A 16,275-nucleotide genomic window follows, 5' to 3' on the forward strand; every position below is an offset into this window, starting at 1 on the left:
GGTTATCCGTCTACGAAAGCGGGTCAAGACCAATCAACGCGATCATTCATGCAGTATGGGATCTCGAACGCGAGCCGAGCAAGCCGAGGGACCGCATCTAGCTATAGTATTGTCCATGCGACCATGATCACTCTTTCCAGCGAGTAGCGTAGAAACCTGTATACCAGTCGAATAGCTCCTTTAACCGCGTATCGGAGAAAAAGTGATCATCGACACGAGTTGCCCCGTGGGCTTCGGTCCTACTTGTGACCATATCCTCCGGGTGCAACTCCTCCGTTCCCAGATAGCCAAGGCTTGCGTCGATCTCGGATGCGACTTCTCGGCAAAGATCCGAGAAGGCAACGAGCCTTTTAATGTCAGCATTTTCGGCGTTCACTTCGAATCGCCATAGTACGTCCTCGGGCACGCTGACGACAACAACTTGCTTTTCCAGATCAAGAAGGACGCTCAAGCTTGTCTGAGTATCGAGCAGTGTTCCGTCAAGATTGGCTATGCATCTGCGGCTTTCCTGATGCTCCATGGTCTCAACGAACGCGGCTAGACTCTTAGCGTGGTCGACAATTTGGGGATCGACGAGATCGTCTCCATAAGCGAGCAACGACTCGTGATCGATCAACTTGAATCCGTGCCGATGGCAAATTCCGATCAGCGCCGGCAACTTTGTCGGAGCGAGACCCTCACAAGTAAGCAGACACTCAAGGTTGGCTCCCCCAAGAGGCGGGCCTTTAGAGTTTCGTGCGATCGATTCTCCGCTAGTCATGGTCGAATCCTGGAAGTTGGTCCTTGAATGAGCGTGTCGAACGTGCCATCGGCTCGGATGCGGACAGTGAAACCTGTCTCTCGGCTAAACACATCGACAACCGTATTGCCCCCTCGCGCGGTCGCAAACGGCCCCACGATGTCGGTCGGATTTCGAAGCGTCCTTGCGACGGTCGAAAGTGCTTCGTCGAATCCAGCCCTTCCTCTTGCGAACGGAAGACGTCCCTGCCCGATTTTCGCACCGAGCTTTTCTTGAAGACGTCGGGCATTACTTGCGAGAAAGTTACTAACCCCACCAGGCGTCAGATCAAGGTTGCCAACTCCGCGTATGTTGTAAAACCGGACTGCGTTCGGGACACCACTGCGTAGAGTGCGAGCGCCAGAAACAAATGTCGCACCAAGAAGTCCAACGTCAGGCCCCGGCGAGAGCATTGTGTTCGCGACGTCAATCCCGATCAAGCCCCAACCAGCGATTTCCCAGGCGACACTTGTCACGAATCGCCAATCGACATTCACGTCACCGAAGATCCAGCTGTCGCTACCGTCCTGAGAATCACCATCATTGGACCTGTCATTCGAACAAATTCCAAAATTGACGCAGTCTTCGTAGTCCTCCCTCCGGTCGAGATCGTCAATATCACGCTCGGTAATCGAACCGGGCGGGTTAAAGAAGTCTTCGCAGCCGCCGAAGAGGCGACAGAAATCCCGAAACGTGAAGCGGCGCTCACCTTCGTCTGGATCGAACCCACTCGGATCGATAAACGCCATCGGATTGTTATAGACGTAGGAGTAGCGATTGAATGCCTGGGAATTCGAAGGGTCAGGCACGAACGGATCTGCGCTGACCATGCGCCCGATGATCGGATCCTGCACGCGTCCATTCATATGAACCAGTCGGACGGAGTCCAGGTGCTCATGTCCGGTATACCCTCGCTCGGTCGCGTTGGGCACACTGAACTGGCTGTCGGTGGGATCAGCGCTCCAGTTGGGATAACGCCGTTTGCCAAAGGCATCATAGCTGAACGTCTGATCGACGTTGCCGGACTCATCAGTCACTGATACGACGCTTCCCAGGTGATCCCTGTGCAGGTAGCGTGTCGTGATCGAGCCGCTAGTCGGCCGGGTGTAGACGGCAACGGCGCGATTGCCGGCGAAGATGTTGTGCCGGTACTCGGTCACGCCGCTCTTCGTCTCTTTCTCGAAATGAGCGCCCACATAATAGGTGGTAGCGGTTACGCCGCTGTTCACGGCGACCTGCTTGAATCGAGCCCGCGTGGGTCCATAGGAGAACTGCGCGTAATCACTCCCGTAGTTGATCCGATTCGGTTTGTTGTAGGAGTACCAGGTGATCGGATCGCCGTCGCGCTGGGTCATGTTGCCGTTGGCATCGTAGCTGTAGGTTCCGGAGCGTGATCCGGTGATGCTAGTCACAGCCCCGGGTCCCGCGGCCCCGGCGCCGTAGGTGTACGTGCCGACATCCGACTTGTAGGTAATCCGGCCAGTGGCGTCGTAGTTGACCGAGAGGGTCAGGGCGCCATTGAGATGGGCGGTCTTCAGGCGATTGAGGTCGTCATAGGAAAAGACCTCGGTCTTGGATTGATTGAACCACCCCGGGTATTCCGGAGACTCTTTTGTGTGAGTCAGGCCGCCATCGCCTGACCCTTTTCTTGCACGTAGTAGGCTGCCTCGAACTCGACCGGCGGGACGTCACCGATCGGCCCTAGCAGCCGTCTGTTGTTATACCAGTCCACCCATTCCAGAGTCGCGTATTCGACCTGGTCGATGTTCTTCCACGGCCCTCTCGGCCAGATGCTTTCGGTTTTGAACAAGCCGATGATGCTCTCGGCCATGGCGTTGTCGTAGGAGTCACCGGTGCTGCCAACAGACGATTCGATGCCGGCCTCGCCGAGACGCTCGGTGTAGCGGATCGAGAGATACTGGCTGCCGCGGTCGCTGTGATGGATCAGGCGTTCCGTGACATTCCTGGCGTGCAGCGCTTGCTCCAGGGCGTCGAGCACGAGATCGGTCTTCAGCGAGTTCCAGACGCGCCAACCGACGATCATGCGCGAGAACACATCGATGACGAACGCCGCGTACACCGGGCCCCGCCAAGTGGCTACGAAGGTGATGTCGGCCACCCACAATCGGTTGGGGCGGTCGCGGTGAACGAGCGCTCGACCAGGTCTGCCGGCCGTTCTGTGCCCAGGTCCGGCACCGTCGTCTTGTAGCCCTTGCCCCGCACCAGGCCGCGGATACCGAGTCTCTGCATCAGCCGCTCAACCGTGCAGCGCGCCACCCGGATGCCTTCCCGATTGAGCTGCTTCCAGATCTTGTAGGCGCCGTAGGCACGGAAGTTCTCGTTCCACACACGCACGATTTCGATCTCGAGTATCAAGTCGCATCGCGCACGGGCGCACAGCAACGAGGGGTCCGCCTCGCGGGCCTTGCAGGCGTAGTAGGTGGACGGGGCAATCGGCAGCTGCGCGCAGATCGGCTCGACCCCGTACTCATCACGGTGATCGTCGATGAACGACGTCATCACTTCGGTCGGCGGTCGAGCTCCGCCTGGGCAAAATAGGCTGACGCCTTTCTCAGGATCTCATTTGCTCGCTTAAGCTCGCGGTTCTCGCGCCGGAGTTCCTTCAGCTCTTCGGCCTGCGTGGTCGTCAGACCGTCTCGCATACCCTGGTCACGCTCCCATTGCCGCACCCAGCGGCGCAGCGCCTCCGGCGTACAACCCAACTTCTGCGAAACCGACCGCATTGACCCCCATTGCGTGTCCCCTGCCTTCTGCCCTTCGACGACAAGCCGAATCGCCCGCTCCTTAAACTCTGCGGAATATCGTTTTTGTGCACTCATGACTCAATCCTCTCAAAGAACTGAGCCTCCGCGAAACCCGGGGTGGTTCACTTTGCCAGCAAGGCAGGAGATTCCATGTGGTATCGGCACCGATTGTCGATATGGGCGGCCGGGTTCCAGATGCGATCGGCGAAGACCGGAGGGCAGCCCACAAACTACAGCTGAGGCAGAGCGTCCCGCATATGGGAAACCCGGACTATTTCGAGACTTTCCGGCGTGGAAACGATATATATGGGTTGAATAGAAAGAACGGAGTGTTGCTGTTTAGAGGTGCGACAACTCACGGACCAACGTACGTCGCTCACAACGTAAGGGCTCGGGGGAGAACGTTGTTTTATCTATTAGACTCCCATTCACGCATTCCATACGGATGAGTGAGGAGGACTCTATGATCAATAAGGCGCGGTCAGGGCGAATGGTCGGTATAGGCTTTGGGGTTGTGGCGCTCTTAGCGGCTGCCGCAATCTTCCATCTTTACTCGTCTTTTCTGACTGCAGACGAAGAAATCGCAAATTTCGCCGATCGGCCGGCTGCCTCGCAACAGCAACCGCAGCCCAAGACCTACGCTCAGCCAGCCGCAAGCAATCCTAATCCGCAATCTGCTGAGGCAGACCGCGAGTTAGCTCCCAACTCGGTAGCGACCAAACCTCAGATACCGAGGGAGGAAGCTGAGAAACAGTACCGCTGGGAAGCGGAGCATGGTTACGTCTATACAAGCGATGAGGATTATCGACTGCTATCGGACGCCGAGCTAGAACAATTGACAGTTGCCGGCGATGTCGCCGCGATGCAGCAGCTCGCTGTGCGCTCGATGCTTAAACGCCCGGAAGAGGCCCTCGAATTGTATCGGCAAGCTGCAATTCACGGTTCCACGTACGCGCTAATTGCAATCGCTGATACTTGGCGCCTACACGCGACTTCCGACACTTCCCCAAAGTCGACCATAGGGGAAGAGAACCCGTACGTGAACGCTCTGACGTACACCTTCACTGCGCAGTTGAGAGGAAACAACACTGCCGCAGGTACCAAAGCGTCCGAAATCGTAACCGAGGGCGAACTCTCTCGAGAGCAGGTAGACAACGCCTGCGGTCTGGCTAAAGGCATCCTAAGAGAGTTATCGACTGAGAGGCAGAGGATAGGACTACCACAATTTGACAACAGCCCTAGCCCCTCCGGAATCAGCTTTTCAAACTTTGAGTACACGTGCCGAGAGTAGGTTTCGACCTACAAAGGTGATCATTCGCAACCAGAAGAACTAGGGAGGGAGGGTTATGCGAAGACTCGTGTTTGTGCTGCTGTTACTTACTGTGCGACAGGGTGTTGCATGTTCAGTCGAGGACGCCGACTCGTTGGGGGCCATCGAATCTGACATTGGACTTTGGGATGCTGTGTGGGCGGGGTTCAGTTACACCCAAGCTGCCTACTCTGAACTTGGTGAGGACCTCGACTGTTGACTTGCGTCGAATATTGAGCCGAATTCACCGAACATTTGCATCGTCGATTGACCCGGATGGTTCGCCAAATTGACGTTATTCCTCACCCGCTTGGCGGAGATTATCCGGGTGAATATCAAATGCAAATCGCGGGTCAGTTTTCTGTGCAAATCAACATTCCCGAGGCAGGTTCTTGGCCTATGGCTAGCTGCAGCCGCTCAAGAGGCTCACATTCAGGAGGTTAACGCGTGATCCGTTACACGTTGGCAGGACTGTTCTCACTAGTTCTTCTGTGCTTCGCGTTGAATCCAGTCTCTGCGAACGATGAATTCAGCGCCTCTCCGGAACAGATCGCCCAGGCGAAAGAAGACCTTGGAAGGAGCCTCGGTGCGACGCTGGGTGAGAAGTTGGCGAATCACCTCGTTGGGCGCGGTTTGGCGGAGCAAGACGCTGAAAGAATCGCGACGCGAACGGTCGAAACCTACGCGGTTTGTATCGTTGACGTATTGGTGGATCAGGCTGAGAAGCAAGGGCAGCCGATAGTACCCATCTTGGATTCTATGAAGGATCTTGCTGTGTCACCGGAATTGCAGGAAATCGGTGACAGATGGGACAAGGATGCAACTCGACAAGCGCTACTCCCATGTGCAGCAAGCATTGCGTCGGCCGCGGGAGTCCAGGTTAGGGAGTGACCGCTACTGGAACCGGCGCCTCGAGCTCAGCCCATTGACGTCCGGTAGCGGGGCGGCTCCAGGCCGCAAGGCTAAGCTAGCTGCGCTCTGAACTAGGATTCTCGTTATCGGTTCGGGCCATACATTGTCCGGAGCGCGGCGCTCTGGATGGAAAGTTAAACGCGGATCTTAAGCACAAGTGCCAACTGACATATTGATGAGGTCGCACAATTGAACTCACGAAAAGCCCTTCGGATTGCAATAGTCGTCTTTTGGCTTTCCCAAGCAATCGGGCTACTTATCTCATACCCGCTGGAGTCTGATCTCCCGTCCCACCTTCAGGAATACATCGCCTGGGATATGGAGCAAGACTTATCTCAGTGGCAAGTTGTTGTCGTCATTTTCGGCCTACTATCGATAGTGGCGATTTTCATCGGGTCTATCGGCCTCTTTGTATTTCGAGAATGGGGGAGAAGTCTGTTCGCCATTTCATGGGGCGTTCTATTGATTATCTCTCCTTTTTTGGGTCCCACAGTCGAACATGGTGTTGTGTCATTCTTCTCTTATCTAGGAACATTGAGCATCGGGATCATCCTGGGGATTGCGTTTTTCACTGACGCTATCAAGTCTAATCCAAGGGTTGCTTAGCGCGCTGAGAAGACCCTACAGACGGCTTGTGGTGGCGCAGCGACCCTAGTGTCACAACGAGAAAGTTGATTCCTCGGGCCAAGCCCTGGTGATCGGTCATGAGATGTAACAAGAGACTTGGATCGAGCGCTATGCAAAGTGGTCCGACCGAGTTCCGCGAGCGCACGGGTTAGGTCCCGATCTCCCGGACGGGTTAGGCCCCGATCGGCTGGACAGTCTCGGTTCGCCGGTAGAGTGTCGGGAAATGCAGGGGCCGGGTCATTCCGGATGCTCTGATTGTCGCAGCCATTCCGGGATGTCACGTTGTGCGTGAAGTACGCGCCAGACGTGGATACGGTCAGGTTGCTCGACGTAGAACACAAGGAAAGGATAGCGATTAAGGCCCCAGACACGCAGGCCGGGTAGGTTCAGTTCGTGGGCGTAGCGGGGGGATCCTATTGCCGGATTCCGGCTGATGAGCTCGTAGGCCTCTTCTATAGCATCGATCAAGCCGAGCGCGGCCGATCGGGCGTCATCGTTCAGATAGAATGCAATCCCGGCATCCACATCCCGGTTGGCCTGCTCACGCGGGACGACCGGCTTCCCGGTCACTCTTTGGGGTCGGGTTCGGCGTTAAGGCGCACCCGGCGGCGCAGCTCCTCGAAATAGCTGGAATCTGCCGGAGCCGCCGGTGAGGAGGCGGCTCCGGCCAGGAGCAGACCGCGCAACTGCAGACGGTCCTGATCTTTGCGGATCAATTCGCGTACGTACTCGCTACTGGTGCCGTAGCCGCCCTCGCTCACCCGCTCGTCGACGAAGGACTTCAGGGCCTCGGGCAGTGAGATGTTCATCGTGCTCATGCGGCGAGATTAGGGGCTTTGGCAAAAATTGGCAAGACTGATCCCTGCTGTAACCTTTGGCGCCCATATATCTGGACTAGCCGGAAAACAAAAGTGCGTCATTGCTGGTGCGTCACGGTGCGACATTGGCGATTTTCGGTCCGGAATAGGCCCGCACGAATTCTAGACCCGGGCTCTCGGGCTACGCATCCCTATGACATTCCTGCCAAAATAGCCACATGAATAACTGCCCACATCGCCGAGAAATACAGGTTGCGCCGATGATGGATTGGACGGAAGGCTTCGGAATCGCGGTTTAGGATCAGGTGCTTACGAATTCAGTGTATCGGCAAGACGCACCAATGTCGCACCCTGATTTCTAGGCAAAAGGCCTAGATTCTCCGCTTGCTGGCGCAGCTCTGTGCCTAGCGCTTAACGCATGGTTCTCTATCGGACTGCCTGTACGGCGACCGTACCTCTCATTGGATCTTCGAGAGAAACTCGATAGTCGAAGCCATCCGATTATCGTATTCGGGGTACAGAGCGATAGAACTGAACTCGCCGTCGATGCAGCCCTCTATCCAGAGTTGGTAGCCGTCGGGCATCCATAGGTCCGATCGGGGCGTGACCGCCCAGAAACCCGATTGGACGAACAGTCCATAGACGGTGTTCCATTGCTCGGGCGTCAGCGCGACGATCTCTGTGTCCTCGAGTCTCCCACTGAGCAGCCGGTGGCGCGTTAGTTGGATTTCATCACCGGCGTTCTCAATGTACGCGATGGCGAATGGTGTGCCACCGCCCACTTCGACGATCCGGAAGGCACTGAACGTTCCGTCGCACTGGTCCCGGATTGACGGGACACTTGGCAAATCAGTGATCAAACGGAGGGTGACGGCGTAATCATGATCGCCGGTGTCGCTCGTCTGCGAAATGGCGAGACCACTGCCAAGAAGTAGGGTACACAGAATGGGAAGGCTTCGAACGTAGGAGAATCTCACTGAGCCACCCCCTTAAGCCGATCCGGCTGCTCAATGCAGCATCGCCGCGTTATGGTATTTTATTCCGCACGCTTGCGGTTTCAATACTTGGCAGGTAGGCGACGAAAGATGGGCTACGCATGGCAACGCACCAACCGATGGGGTCTTATGGCGGCAATGCTGGTGCTTAGCGGTTGCGCAGTCCGTGTGCCAACGAGCGACTACTGTGGCTTTGCGCCCTCGGCCCGTATCGGTCAGCTGCCGGCGGCGGAGGTCGGCGTCATCCTGGGTGTCGATCCGGATAAGCGCCGGGAGCCCTATCTCGTGCTATCAACCCAGCCGCGCGGAACGGCCGGGACGCAAGAGAACCCGCTCACCGGCGAAACCATCGAGCTGACGCCCGGCCCGGTCGCGCTTCCGCAGGATTCGAACGAGGTCGCCTGCGCCGGTGTCGACTGGCGAGCCTATCGGCTGGCACCAGATAGCTACGATGCTTGGGATGCATTCTGGGAAGGCGGTATACCGGGCGAGGAGTTTGCCATTGGAGTGGTCTCCTCGACCGCAACCCGCTCGTTCCCCATCCGCGAGTATGGCCTGGCGATCGTGGAAGCCGATTCAGGGGGAGAGTTCTTCCGCTGTGGCTGCTACGAGCTGGGTAAGGGGACGGACGAGTAGGGCGGTGAGGCAGGAGCGCACCCGGCCGCTACACTGGTTGTTGGTCTTCCTATTGCTGGCGTCGTTCGCGGCGTGGGCCTCGCCGGCGACGTCGGATACCACCCGAGTACTTTTCGTTGGCAACAGCCTCACCTATTACTACGGTGTCCCGTATCTGTTCCAGGAAATCGCACGAGATGTCTACGGAGAGAACGTCTCCGTCGATTCTCTCCTGCAAGGCGGTGGCCGTCTCGCTGACGTGGCATCAAATTCGGTCAGCCTGGACGCTCTCAGAGGGGCTTCCTACGACGTCGTGATCCTGCAGGAGAATGGCGGTTTGCTCCTTTGCGGTGCGGATCGAGCTGGGCGACAAACTCTCGAGTGTCAGGAATCGCTGACTGCGCATCGCCGGATTCTCGATATCGCTGGTGGCGACTCCGCCCGCGGGATTCTGCTCGGCACCTATCAGGGCAACTATCCCGTGGCCGAGGCCTTGGTTGTCGGTGAACAGTGGGTTGCCAGGGAACTGGCGCTGGACGGTTACGCGAGCGTAGCGCTGCCTGTTCTGAGGGGCAAAGAGCGCTACGACGATCTGCCATGGTTCGCCGAAGATGGTATGCATCCGGGCCCGGCCGCGTCGTTGCTGATTGCGGCGTCGGCGGCGAAGGCCGCGTTCGGAGAACCACCACCCAGCTGGGAATTGACGGCGCGAATGCCGTACCGGACACCCAAAACGCCGTTGTCCTACGACCGGCTCGTCATAGGCTCCGAAGCGTTTCGGAGCTCGGAGCCGCTGTCTGTCGTACGAGCCGACATCAAGAAGATATTTGCTTTGCTCGAATAATCGGCTGACTTAGACGCGTACCGTTCACTCGAAGCCATACTGGCGAAAGATCGGGTAGAGGACGTGGCGCAATTAAATTGCGCCTCTAGTAATCGGTCCCCCATCAATCACGTGGGCCTCCTGTGCCTGGAATACGACGTTCGCCCAGAGGCCGCTGAACCGATCCCGAAAATAGCGGAGGTGATAGATTACGCCATCGTCAGGGCTGTAATGGACAGCTATGCTCCGAAGCTCCCATTCGGCCGTTACCCCCATGCCGCGCAACGTGTAGTGTTCGCGTATGCCGTCAATGATGGTCGCATGCGCTTTTCTGATCTTGTTCAGAACATCGAAGTCTAGAACCTGTCCCAAGTGGACTGCCGCTTCCTGCTCCGCCTCATCGCAGGAACTAAACCAGAATCGAAACGAAATCGCGCCGGCGCCTTCTGGAAGCGATTGCCATTTCAATTGATCCTCAGCCCCAGGGGGAGACGTGCCAATAAACTTCACCGTCGGCGCGATGCAGTGATGAGGGGTAGTCGCAGGCCGGAATACCACGGTCGTGTGGGCTCGAGTCACTCCCTCTTTCTCGAACACCGAGGACTCGATCTGCCACACGTCAACAGGCGATCGTTCGCTTCGCATTGCCTTGAATCGGCTGATCCACTCCTCCGCGAAATCCCGAAGCTCGGTTTCCTCACCGGGTGTTAACGTTCTAATCTCTGAGCCGGAGGCAAGGAGGGCCACGACTAGTGCTAAGAAACCAGTCAAAAAGGTAGTCAGAGTCCGCATCGGTCCCTCATGCAGCCGGCGTGCACTGCTGCTCTGATGCTATGAGTTGTTCAAGATCATCCATCAGCCTTGATTGGCATACTAGAAGATCGCCGGGGTGCAGTTGTTAGCACCGCTCCGGGTCGGAAGCGGAAATCCTACCTCAGAACGCCGCTAGGGTCGCTTTGCGGCCAAGAGCGGGCGGTCGAAGTTGAGGCTAATAATCGGATCCGCAGCAAAAATTGGCTTCGGTCACACCAATGCCGTACCGCTCTTCGTACACCTGCTGGTACCTTCTTGGGTAGCGGTTGTAGGCTTCGCACTTTTCTGCGCTTTTTCCTCTCAGGGTCCACCTATCGCCCAAGAACGGGTGAAACTCTTCGTCGCTAAAACTCCAATAATAAGTTCGACCGTTCGCATAGATCCTGAAATGTGGATCTCTCAATTTACCTTCGCGAGGGTTGGGGACTCTATCCTTCACGGCCTTCTCTAGCATCCTCCCGACGTCTAGCTGTTCCACCGACGTCACAAAAATATTCTGCGCATCGTCATAGATACACGCATTTTCGTGATCGGGAATGTCCTCTAGCGCCGCAGAGACTGCTTCCTCGAATCCAGGCTCGTACCAGAATTTCGCGATCGGCGTAAACCAGACCGGTAGAAAAAGCCACAACGTGCCGACTGCTGCTAGCCCTACTGCGGCAATCGCCAGTTTGGCAAGTAGCCTGAGAATCTCACGCATTCCGGAGGACGGCTTTGGGTCGGAAGCGGAAATCATACCTCAGATCAGCGGAATGGTCGCTTTGCGGCCTGGAGCAGACGGCTCAGTCAGCCTCTTCCTGGCCTTCCAACGCTGGCGCAAAAATACACAGGAATCTTGTGTCTCTCTGGATTCGCAGAATGTGGTCTTCGCCGATTCCTACCGAATAGAATGTCCCGGGCTCAATAGGGAGAATCCTGTCTCTTGCGACGTCTTCGATTGAGCCTCTGCCTTCGATGCAATAGACGGTCTCAGAGTGGTTACGGTATTTGAAACGCAACTCCGATCCTGCAGCTACCGTAGTTTCGTGCACAGAAAATGGTAAGTTATCTTCCGCAAGCAAAAATCGTCGACTCTTCCACCCGTCGCCGACAGCTTCCCGGTTAGTGCCTACCAGTTCCGCTACTGTTCGATAAAGCATCGATGGCCCTCCTCAATGGATACGGCGCAATGTTTGGTGTGGGTCGATAGCAAAAATCCTACGTCAGAAACCTGCAAAGGTCGCTTTCCGGCCATTTACGGTCAGTCCGCCTACTCGATAGTGAAGTCATTTGACTGGGATTTCGCACAGCCGGCAATCCCGCCGCCAAGCACCAGAATCCCGGCGACTACCAAGATCGCGTGATCGAGCCTTTGGAAACCCGGTTCCGATTCGCCTTGCCAAAGGATCACCCCAGCAAGAGGAATCAGGAGAAGCAGCGCCAGCTTAATCAGCTTGCGACCCGGCAAGAACCGTGTAGTGGCGAAGCCAATGGCCACCAACAGGAGCCCGTTAAGCGTCACTGTGATCGGCGGATAGAGGGTCACTCTCGCGATGAACAACATCGCTGCCACCGTTGTTGCCGGTACGACAATCACCCAAAGCAAGTACGCAGCGTATACAGGTAACATCGAGTGATTAGCCAATTAACAGGAACGTCTCCGGAAAGAGCGGCGCGACCGCAATGGGTCGACTCCGGAAATCATACATCAGAGCAGCAGAATGGTCGCTTTGCGGCCAAAAGCGGCCGCCGGCAGAGTTTGATCGGCAGATCCACATCAGAGGGCTAGCGCCCCTAGGAGCTTTCCCCATTCCCGCGGAGACGTCGCGCTGCCCGGCTCACACGAAACAGAGTCAATACAACGATAGCTAGTGCACTACATGACAGCAATAGAATGGCCGTGATGCCTCTAGTATCTAGTTTTGTGGCACTTTCGAACCATGTTGGATGATCCATAGATACGGACCAGAGAAGCGCTTTGAGTGATAGCAAGGCAAGCGCAAAAAGGGCGAGCGCTAGGGCAATCAGTCCAAGATACAGCAATTCACAGTTGCGAATTTGACGCGACACAGTCTTACTCTGACGTAGCGATTCGGCTGAATGACAAGCGACCAAACTTAGCACTAATCAGTCTACGGTGACCGCGTTGCATTCGCGGGTTTGGAGTGGCGATTGATGCTGTCGCATTCACGCTGAAGGCTTCCACATGCCAAACGCGGAAGGTCGCCTTCGGGTCGACTCCGAAAATCATACCTCACAGCGGCGAAATGCTCGCTTTGCGGCCAAAAGCGATCGGACGTTTGTCTACATTCGTCCACTTCGCTGAGCCCGAATTTCATCGGCTTTTGCCCGAATCAACTGGCGCTGCTCTTCGATTGTCCTCGGTGACGGGCTGCCACGATACACCCGTAGCACTAGAGAGAGAGCGGCAAACGGCGGGAGTAGTACCAAAAATACGAGCCAAATCCACTTCCACCGCCTTTCGATTGTCTGCGTCACTTGGAGCAGACTTATCGATACGATCAGAATTGTTCCGACGTAGACTGTTTCGCCCCACCAAACTGGCCAGTCAGAAACACTGTCGACCCCCACCATCTCAGCAGCCGGACTAGGAACCGGCTTTGATTGATCGTCCCTATTAAGTGAGCCTGAAATTAGCCAGAATGTCGCCGGGACGATGACAATCACAGCTAACAGATTAAGTAGGAATTTTTCTCGTTGCATTTGCGAGATTTGCCGCGTTGTTGACGATAGCCTGCTCTCGATCGTCGGCTTTGGGTCGGAAGCGGACATATTACCGCAATGGGTCGTCCGCTTGAGGCCGTGGACCCAGGATACAAGGCATGCGTTTAAGGAGAACATCTTCCGAATAGAGCAGGGTAGTCCCAGTTGGCTTGTCGTAGCTGTCGAAATCCCCATCAATTGGCCCAACCGGAAAACAAAAGTGCGACATTGCCGGTGCGACTCGGTGCGACATTGGTCATTTTCGGGCCAAAACAGGCAGGATCGAATCTACGGCCAGAGCCCGCTGGCTACGCATCCCTATGACATTCCTGCCAAAATAGCGACATGAATAATTGCCCACATCGCCGAGAAATACAGGTTGCGCCGATGATGGATTGGACGGAAGGGATCAGAATAGCGTTTTTCGATCAATTACTTATGACTTCAGTGTATCGCCAAGTCGCACCGATGACGCACCCTGTTTTCTAGGCAAATCTCGCTGATTTGGCTATTGCACAAAGACTGGCGAGCCGGAAATTCGGTGGTAATCTCAGGTGACTCGGACCTATGGTCCGCTTTCGACCCACAGAGCGGTCGGCGTTGACAGTTGTGTGAGATAGGTTATGACTTCGAGCGATCAAGCAACGAAAAGCAGTGAGGAGAGCCTAGAGCATGCGGGCCGGAGGATAGATGACAGACGGGAAAGAACTGCAAGACGGCGTGAAAACCTCAAGTCTCCGATGTTTCCCGCATTGGCAGCTGCTTCCGCGACCTACTTTTCCTTCCAGTTTGTCGAGTATCACGGTACGGCCATACTGATTGGTGTATTCGCAGGGTGGGTCGTAGGTGCATATTGCCGTCGCCGCGCTTAGAGTGCGCCGCCTTCTGGCCGGAAAGCGACCCTTGGCGGTTTTGAGGTAGCGTTTCCGCTTTCGACCCGACGCAGACAGCTGCGTTTAAATCTAGCTAACGTGGTCGCTCTCACCTGCGCCCGATCGCCCGCCTAGGGGTCTCAAAAACACTTGCTATTCGGCAACCGCACGCTGAGCCCTGAGATCGACTCCCCCTGGCATACTCCTCCGGTCCGCTGGCGGTGGTAGCCAGAGCAGTGCGGACCGTGGTCCGATTTCGCCTATACTGGGCGCTCTGGCGAATCTGCGGATTATCTGTGCGGGACCATTATGCTTGAAGGCCTCGGCAATCTCGGCGATTTCATAGGCGGCATCGCTGTCGTCATGTCGTTGATTTATCTTGCTATCCAGGTACGAGCGAATACGCGTGCTGTGCAGTCTTCGAGTCGTCAACAGGTTGCTGAGCAGTATCGGATTACGAACAGACTGCGATTGGATCCAGAGAAGGCAGAGGCGTTCTGGGAGGGTCTTGTTTATTATCCGGACATGCCAATCGCGAAACGGCATCTGTTCGGAGGTCTAATTACTGAAGAGGCGCTGTTTTTCCAAAGTGTGTTTGCAATGCACGAGTCAGCCCAACTGGAAGGGGAAACGTACGAAGCCTACTTGCGTTGGTTTTCATCAGTTGTCGCGACGCCCGGCGGGAAGCATCAGTGGGACGATGCAATCAAACCGATATTTCCGCGCAGGATGATTTCCGCGGTTGAGAAGTACATGGGTCAGGGGCAATTACTGGAACTAACCACGATGTTTCCACCGCATCGGAACTCGGACCTCGACTAGAGACAGAGGACATCACTTCGCAAACAAGGCGTCTGCTTGTGGCCGCAAAGCGACCCTCGCTCCTTTCTGAGGTACGATTCCCGCTTACGACCCTTTGCAGCCGATCAGGGATATGGAATGGGTAGCGTTCTGATCTATTTCATTTGGTTAGGACTATCGATCTGGGCAGCGTTCATTGTGGCTCAGCGGATCGAGAACAGACGAGATCGCATTGCCTATTACCTTGCGATATGGCTGATCCCAATCATTGGCGCAGCAGTGGCTGTGTTTCTTAGCCGTCCACGGGCATCAAAAACGTCGTCGTCAGAGAAGATGTTCAACGCACTGGTTGATGCTCATCGGCGAAACGACTCCATCTGATTCGGAGCAAGTTGTGAGCGCTTCTGGCCGCGAGGCGACAGTTGCCAGGATCAGGCTATACTTTCCGCTGCTGACTCAAATGCGACATTCGCGCAATGACGACGAATCGTACGATTGATCTTTCAAATGCGTCGTCGAAGAATGAGCTTTTCGCGATTCTTGCTGAAGAAATGTCGTTTCCAGATTGGTGGGGTAAGAACTGGGACGCGTGCTGGGACTGCATGACTGATCCGCAGTTAAGCGATCTACCATCTCAATTGCGTTTCCACGGATTGTCAAAACTGCGCGAGAAACTCCCCAAAGATGCGGAAGCTCTTTCTCAGCTTCTCACCGATCTGGGAAAGCATCGGACAGATATCTCCGTCTCTTGGGATTGACCCCAGCGGCTCCTTCTGGCCGCAAAGCGACCCTAGCGGCGCTCTGAGGTATGATTTGCGGAGTCGACCCGAAGCCGTCTTCCGGAATGCGTGAGATTCTCAGGCTACTTGCCAAACTGGCGATTGCCGCAGTAGGGCTAGCAGCAGTCGGCACATTGTGGCTTTTTCTACCGGTCTGGTTTACGCCGATCGCGAAATTCTGGTACGAGCCTGGATTCGAGGAAGCAGTCTCTGCGGCGCTAAAGGACATTCCCGATCACGAAAATGCGTGTATCTATGACGATACGCAGAATATTTTTGTGACGTCGGTGGAACAGCTAGACGTCGGGAGGATGCTAGAGAAGGCCGTGAAGGATAGAATCCCCCATCTTCGCGGAGGTAAATGGAGAGATCCACATTTCAGGATCTATGCGAACGGTCGAACTTATTATTGGAGTTTTAGCGACGAAGAGTTTCACCCGTTCTTGGGCGATAGGTGGACCCTGAGAGGAAAAAGCGCAGAAAAGTGCGATGCCTACAACCGCTACCCAAGAAGGTACCAGCAGGTGTACGAAGAGCGGTACGGCATTGGTGTGACCGAAGCCAATTTTTGCTGCGGATCCGATTATTAGCCGCAACTTCGACCGCCCGCTCTCGGCCGGGAAGCGACCATTTGGGGTCTGGGGCTATGATTGCCGAACTCGACC

The 16,275-nt window shown here is 55.8% G+C and carries 16 protein-coding genes, 1 pseudogene and 1 other annotated feature; of the genes and pseudogenes, 7 read left to right on the plus strand and 10 right to left on the minus strand.

The features are described 5' to 3' along the window. Positions 1-127: 127 nt before the first annotated feature. The 3 genes and pseudogenes from ACJMK0_RS18535 to ACJMK0_RS18545 all read right to left on the minus strand — a co-directional run bounded on the left by ACJMK0_RS18535 (position 128) and on the right by ACJMK0_RS18545 (position 3,618). Positions 128-616 carry a hypothetical protein gene (locus ACJMK0_RS18535; protein WP_405240648.1) on the minus strand — a complete coding sequence of 163 codons (489 nt, stop codon included), beginning with the start codon at positions 614-616 and terminating at the stop codon, positions 128-130. A gap of 140 nt (positions 617-756) precedes the next feature. Continuing rightward, complete coding sequence (locus ACJMK0_RS18540; protein ID WP_405240650.1) at positions 757-2,190, minus strand: RHS repeat domain-containing protein; 1,434 nt, start codon at positions 2,188-2,190, stop codon at positions 757-759. 209 nt (positions 2,191-2,399) lie between these two features. Continuing rightward, a pseudogene (locus tag ACJMK0_RS18545) lies at positions 2,400-3,618 on the minus strand (IS3 family transposase). Then, positions 3,224-3,340: a sequence feature (AL1L pseudoknot), on the minus strand. It overlaps the preceding pseudogene by 117 nt. Before the next feature lie 388 nt (positions 3,619-4,006). On the opposite strand from ACJMK0_RS18545, the gene ACJMK0_RS18550 reads away from it, so the two are divergent. Then, positions 4,007-4,834 carry a hypothetical protein gene (locus ACJMK0_RS18550; RefSeq protein ID WP_405240652.1) on the plus strand — a complete coding sequence of 276 codons (828 nt, stop codon included), beginning with the start codon at positions 4,007-4,009 and terminating at the stop codon, positions 4,832-4,834. 465 nt (positions 4,835-5,299) lie between these two features. Beyond that, positions 5,300-5,743 carry a hypothetical protein gene (locus tag ACJMK0_RS18555; protein WP_405240653.1) on the plus strand — a complete coding sequence of 148 codons (444 nt, stop codon included), beginning with the start codon at positions 5,300-5,302 and terminating at the stop codon, positions 5,741-5,743. 885 nt (positions 5,744-6,628) lie between these two features. Here the strand turns inward: ACJMK0_RS18555 and ACJMK0_RS18560 are convergent. The 3 genes from ACJMK0_RS18560 to ACJMK0_RS18570 form a co-directional block, all read right to left on the minus strand. Next, positions 6,629-6,961 carry a type II toxin-antitoxin system RelE/ParE family toxin gene (locus tag ACJMK0_RS18560; RefSeq protein ID WP_405240655.1) on the minus strand — a complete coding sequence of 111 codons (333 nt, stop codon included), beginning with the start codon at positions 6,959-6,961 and terminating at the stop codon, positions 6,629-6,631. Beyond that, on the minus strand, positions 6,958-7,209 hold the full coding sequence (locus ACJMK0_RS18565; RefSeq protein WP_405240657.1) for a type II toxin-antitoxin system ParD family antitoxin: 252 nt from the start codon (positions 7,207-7,209) through the stop codon (positions 6,958-6,960). Before ACJMK0_RS18565 ends, ACJMK0_RS18560 begins: the two co-directional genes overlap by 4 nt. Positions 7,210-7,667: 458 nt before the next feature. Beyond that, on the minus strand, positions 7,668-8,186 hold the full coding sequence (locus tag ACJMK0_RS18570) for a hypothetical protein (protein WP_405240659.1): 519 nt from the start codon (positions 8,184-8,186) through the stop codon (positions 7,668-7,670). Positions 8,187-8,294: 108 nt separating this feature from the next. Between ACJMK0_RS18570 and ACJMK0_RS18575 the strand changes: the two genes are divergently transcribed. Together ACJMK0_RS18575 and ACJMK0_RS18580 are read left to right on the plus strand one after the other, a co-directional pair. Beyond that, positions 8,295-8,840, plus strand: coding sequence for a hypothetical protein (locus ACJMK0_RS18575; RefSeq protein ID WP_405240661.1), 546 nt, complete (start codon positions 8,295-8,297; stop codon positions 8,838-8,840). Between the two features lie 4 nt (positions 8,841-8,844). Beyond that, on the plus strand, positions 8,845-9,663 hold the full coding sequence (locus ACJMK0_RS18580; protein WP_405240663.1) for an SGNH/GDSL hydrolase family protein: 819 nt from the start codon (positions 8,845-8,847) through the stop codon (positions 9,661-9,663). A gap of 72 nt (positions 9,664-9,735) precedes the next feature. Here the strand turns inward: ACJMK0_RS18580 and ACJMK0_RS18585 are convergent, their stop codons facing one another. The 4 genes from ACJMK0_RS18585 to ACJMK0_RS18600 all read right to left on the minus strand — a co-directional run bounded on the left by ACJMK0_RS18585 (position 9,736) and on the right by ACJMK0_RS18600 (position 11,998). Further along, entirely contained in the window at positions 9,736-10,260 is a 525-nt protein-coding gene (locus ACJMK0_RS18585) for a hypothetical protein (RefSeq protein ID WP_405240665.1), read from the minus strand. A gap of 370 nt (positions 10,261-10,630) precedes the next feature. Then, positions 10,631-11,155, minus strand: a complete 525-nt coding sequence (locus tag ACJMK0_RS18590) for a hypothetical protein (protein ID WP_405240667.1) — start codon at positions 11,153-11,155, stop codon at positions 10,631-10,633. A gap of 82 nt (positions 11,156-11,237) precedes the next feature. Beyond that, entirely contained in the window at positions 11,238-11,594 is a 357-nt protein-coding gene (locus ACJMK0_RS18595; RefSeq protein ID WP_405240669.1) for an ectoine synthase, read from the minus strand. A 110-nt stretch (positions 11,595-11,704) separates the two neighbouring features. After that, positions 11,705-11,998: a hypothetical protein gene (locus ACJMK0_RS18600; RefSeq protein ID WP_405240671.1), complete on the minus strand. Its 294-nt coding sequence runs from the start codon at positions 11,996-11,998 to the stop codon at positions 11,705-11,707. 2,341 nt (positions 11,999-14,339) lie between these two features. Between ACJMK0_RS18600 and ACJMK0_RS18605 the strand changes: the two genes are divergently transcribed. From ACJMK0_RS18605 to ACJMK0_RS18615, 3 genes are all read left to right on the plus strand, one after another. Further along, positions 14,340-14,852, plus strand: a complete 513-nt coding sequence (locus ACJMK0_RS18605; RefSeq protein ID WP_405240673.1) for a hypothetical protein — start codon at positions 14,340-14,342, stop codon at positions 14,850-14,852. Positions 14,853-15,307: 455 nt separating this feature from the next. Continuing rightward, on the plus strand, positions 15,308-15,589 hold the full coding sequence (locus ACJMK0_RS18610; protein ID WP_405230644.1) for a barstar family protein: 282 nt from the start codon (positions 15,308-15,310) through the stop codon (positions 15,587-15,589). An 86-nt stretch (positions 15,590-15,675) separates the two neighbouring features. Further along, a complete protein-coding gene (locus tag ACJMK0_RS18615) occupies positions 15,676-16,200 on the plus strand; it encodes a hypothetical protein (RefSeq protein ID WP_405240675.1) in 525 nt (174 codons plus the stop codon). The last annotated feature ends 75 nt before the right edge of the window (positions 16,201-16,275 follow it).

Source organism: Lentisalinibacter orientalis (assembly GCF_040706535.1).
Classification (GTDB): domain Bacteria; phylum Pseudomonadota; class Gammaproteobacteria; order Steroidobacterales; family Woeseiaceae; genus Lentisalinibacter; species Lentisalinibacter orientalis.

Coding starts and splice junctions, on each gene's coding strand:
- ACJMK0_RS18550 (WP_405240652.1), top strand. CDS start 4,007: ATGATCAATAAGGCGCGGTCAGGGCGAATGGTCGGTATAGGCTTTGGG.
- ACJMK0_RS18565 (WP_405240657.1), bottom strand. CDS start 7,209: ATGAGCACGATGAACATCTCACTGCCCGAGGCCCTGAAGTCCTTCGTC.
- ACJMK0_RS18575 (WP_405240661.1), top strand. CDS start 8,295: ATGGGCTACGCATGGCAACGCACCAACCGATGGGGTCTTATGGCGGCA.
- ACJMK0_RS18590 (WP_405240667.1), bottom strand. CDS start 11,155: ATGCGTGAGATTCTCAGGCTACTTGCCAAACTGGCGATTGCCGCAGTA.
- ACJMK0_RS18595 (WP_405240669.1), bottom strand. CDS start 11,594: ATGCTTTATCGAACAGTAGCGGAACTGGTAGGCACTAACCGGGAAGCT.
- ACJMK0_RS18600 (WP_405240671.1), bottom strand. CDS start 11,998: ATGTTGTTCATCGCGAGAGTGACCCTCTATCCGCCGATCACAGTGACG.
- ACJMK0_RS18605 (WP_405240673.1), top strand. CDS start 14,340: ATGCTTGAAGGCCTCGGCAATCTCGGCGATTTCATAGGCGGCATCGCT.
- ACJMK0_RS18610 (WP_405230644.1), top strand. CDS start 15,308: ATGACGACGAATCGTACGATTGATCTTTCAAATGCGTCGTCGAAGAAT.
- ACJMK0_RS18615 (WP_405240675.1), top strand. CDS start 15,676: ATGCGTGAGATTCTCAGGCTACTTGCCAAACTGGCGATTGCCGCAGTA.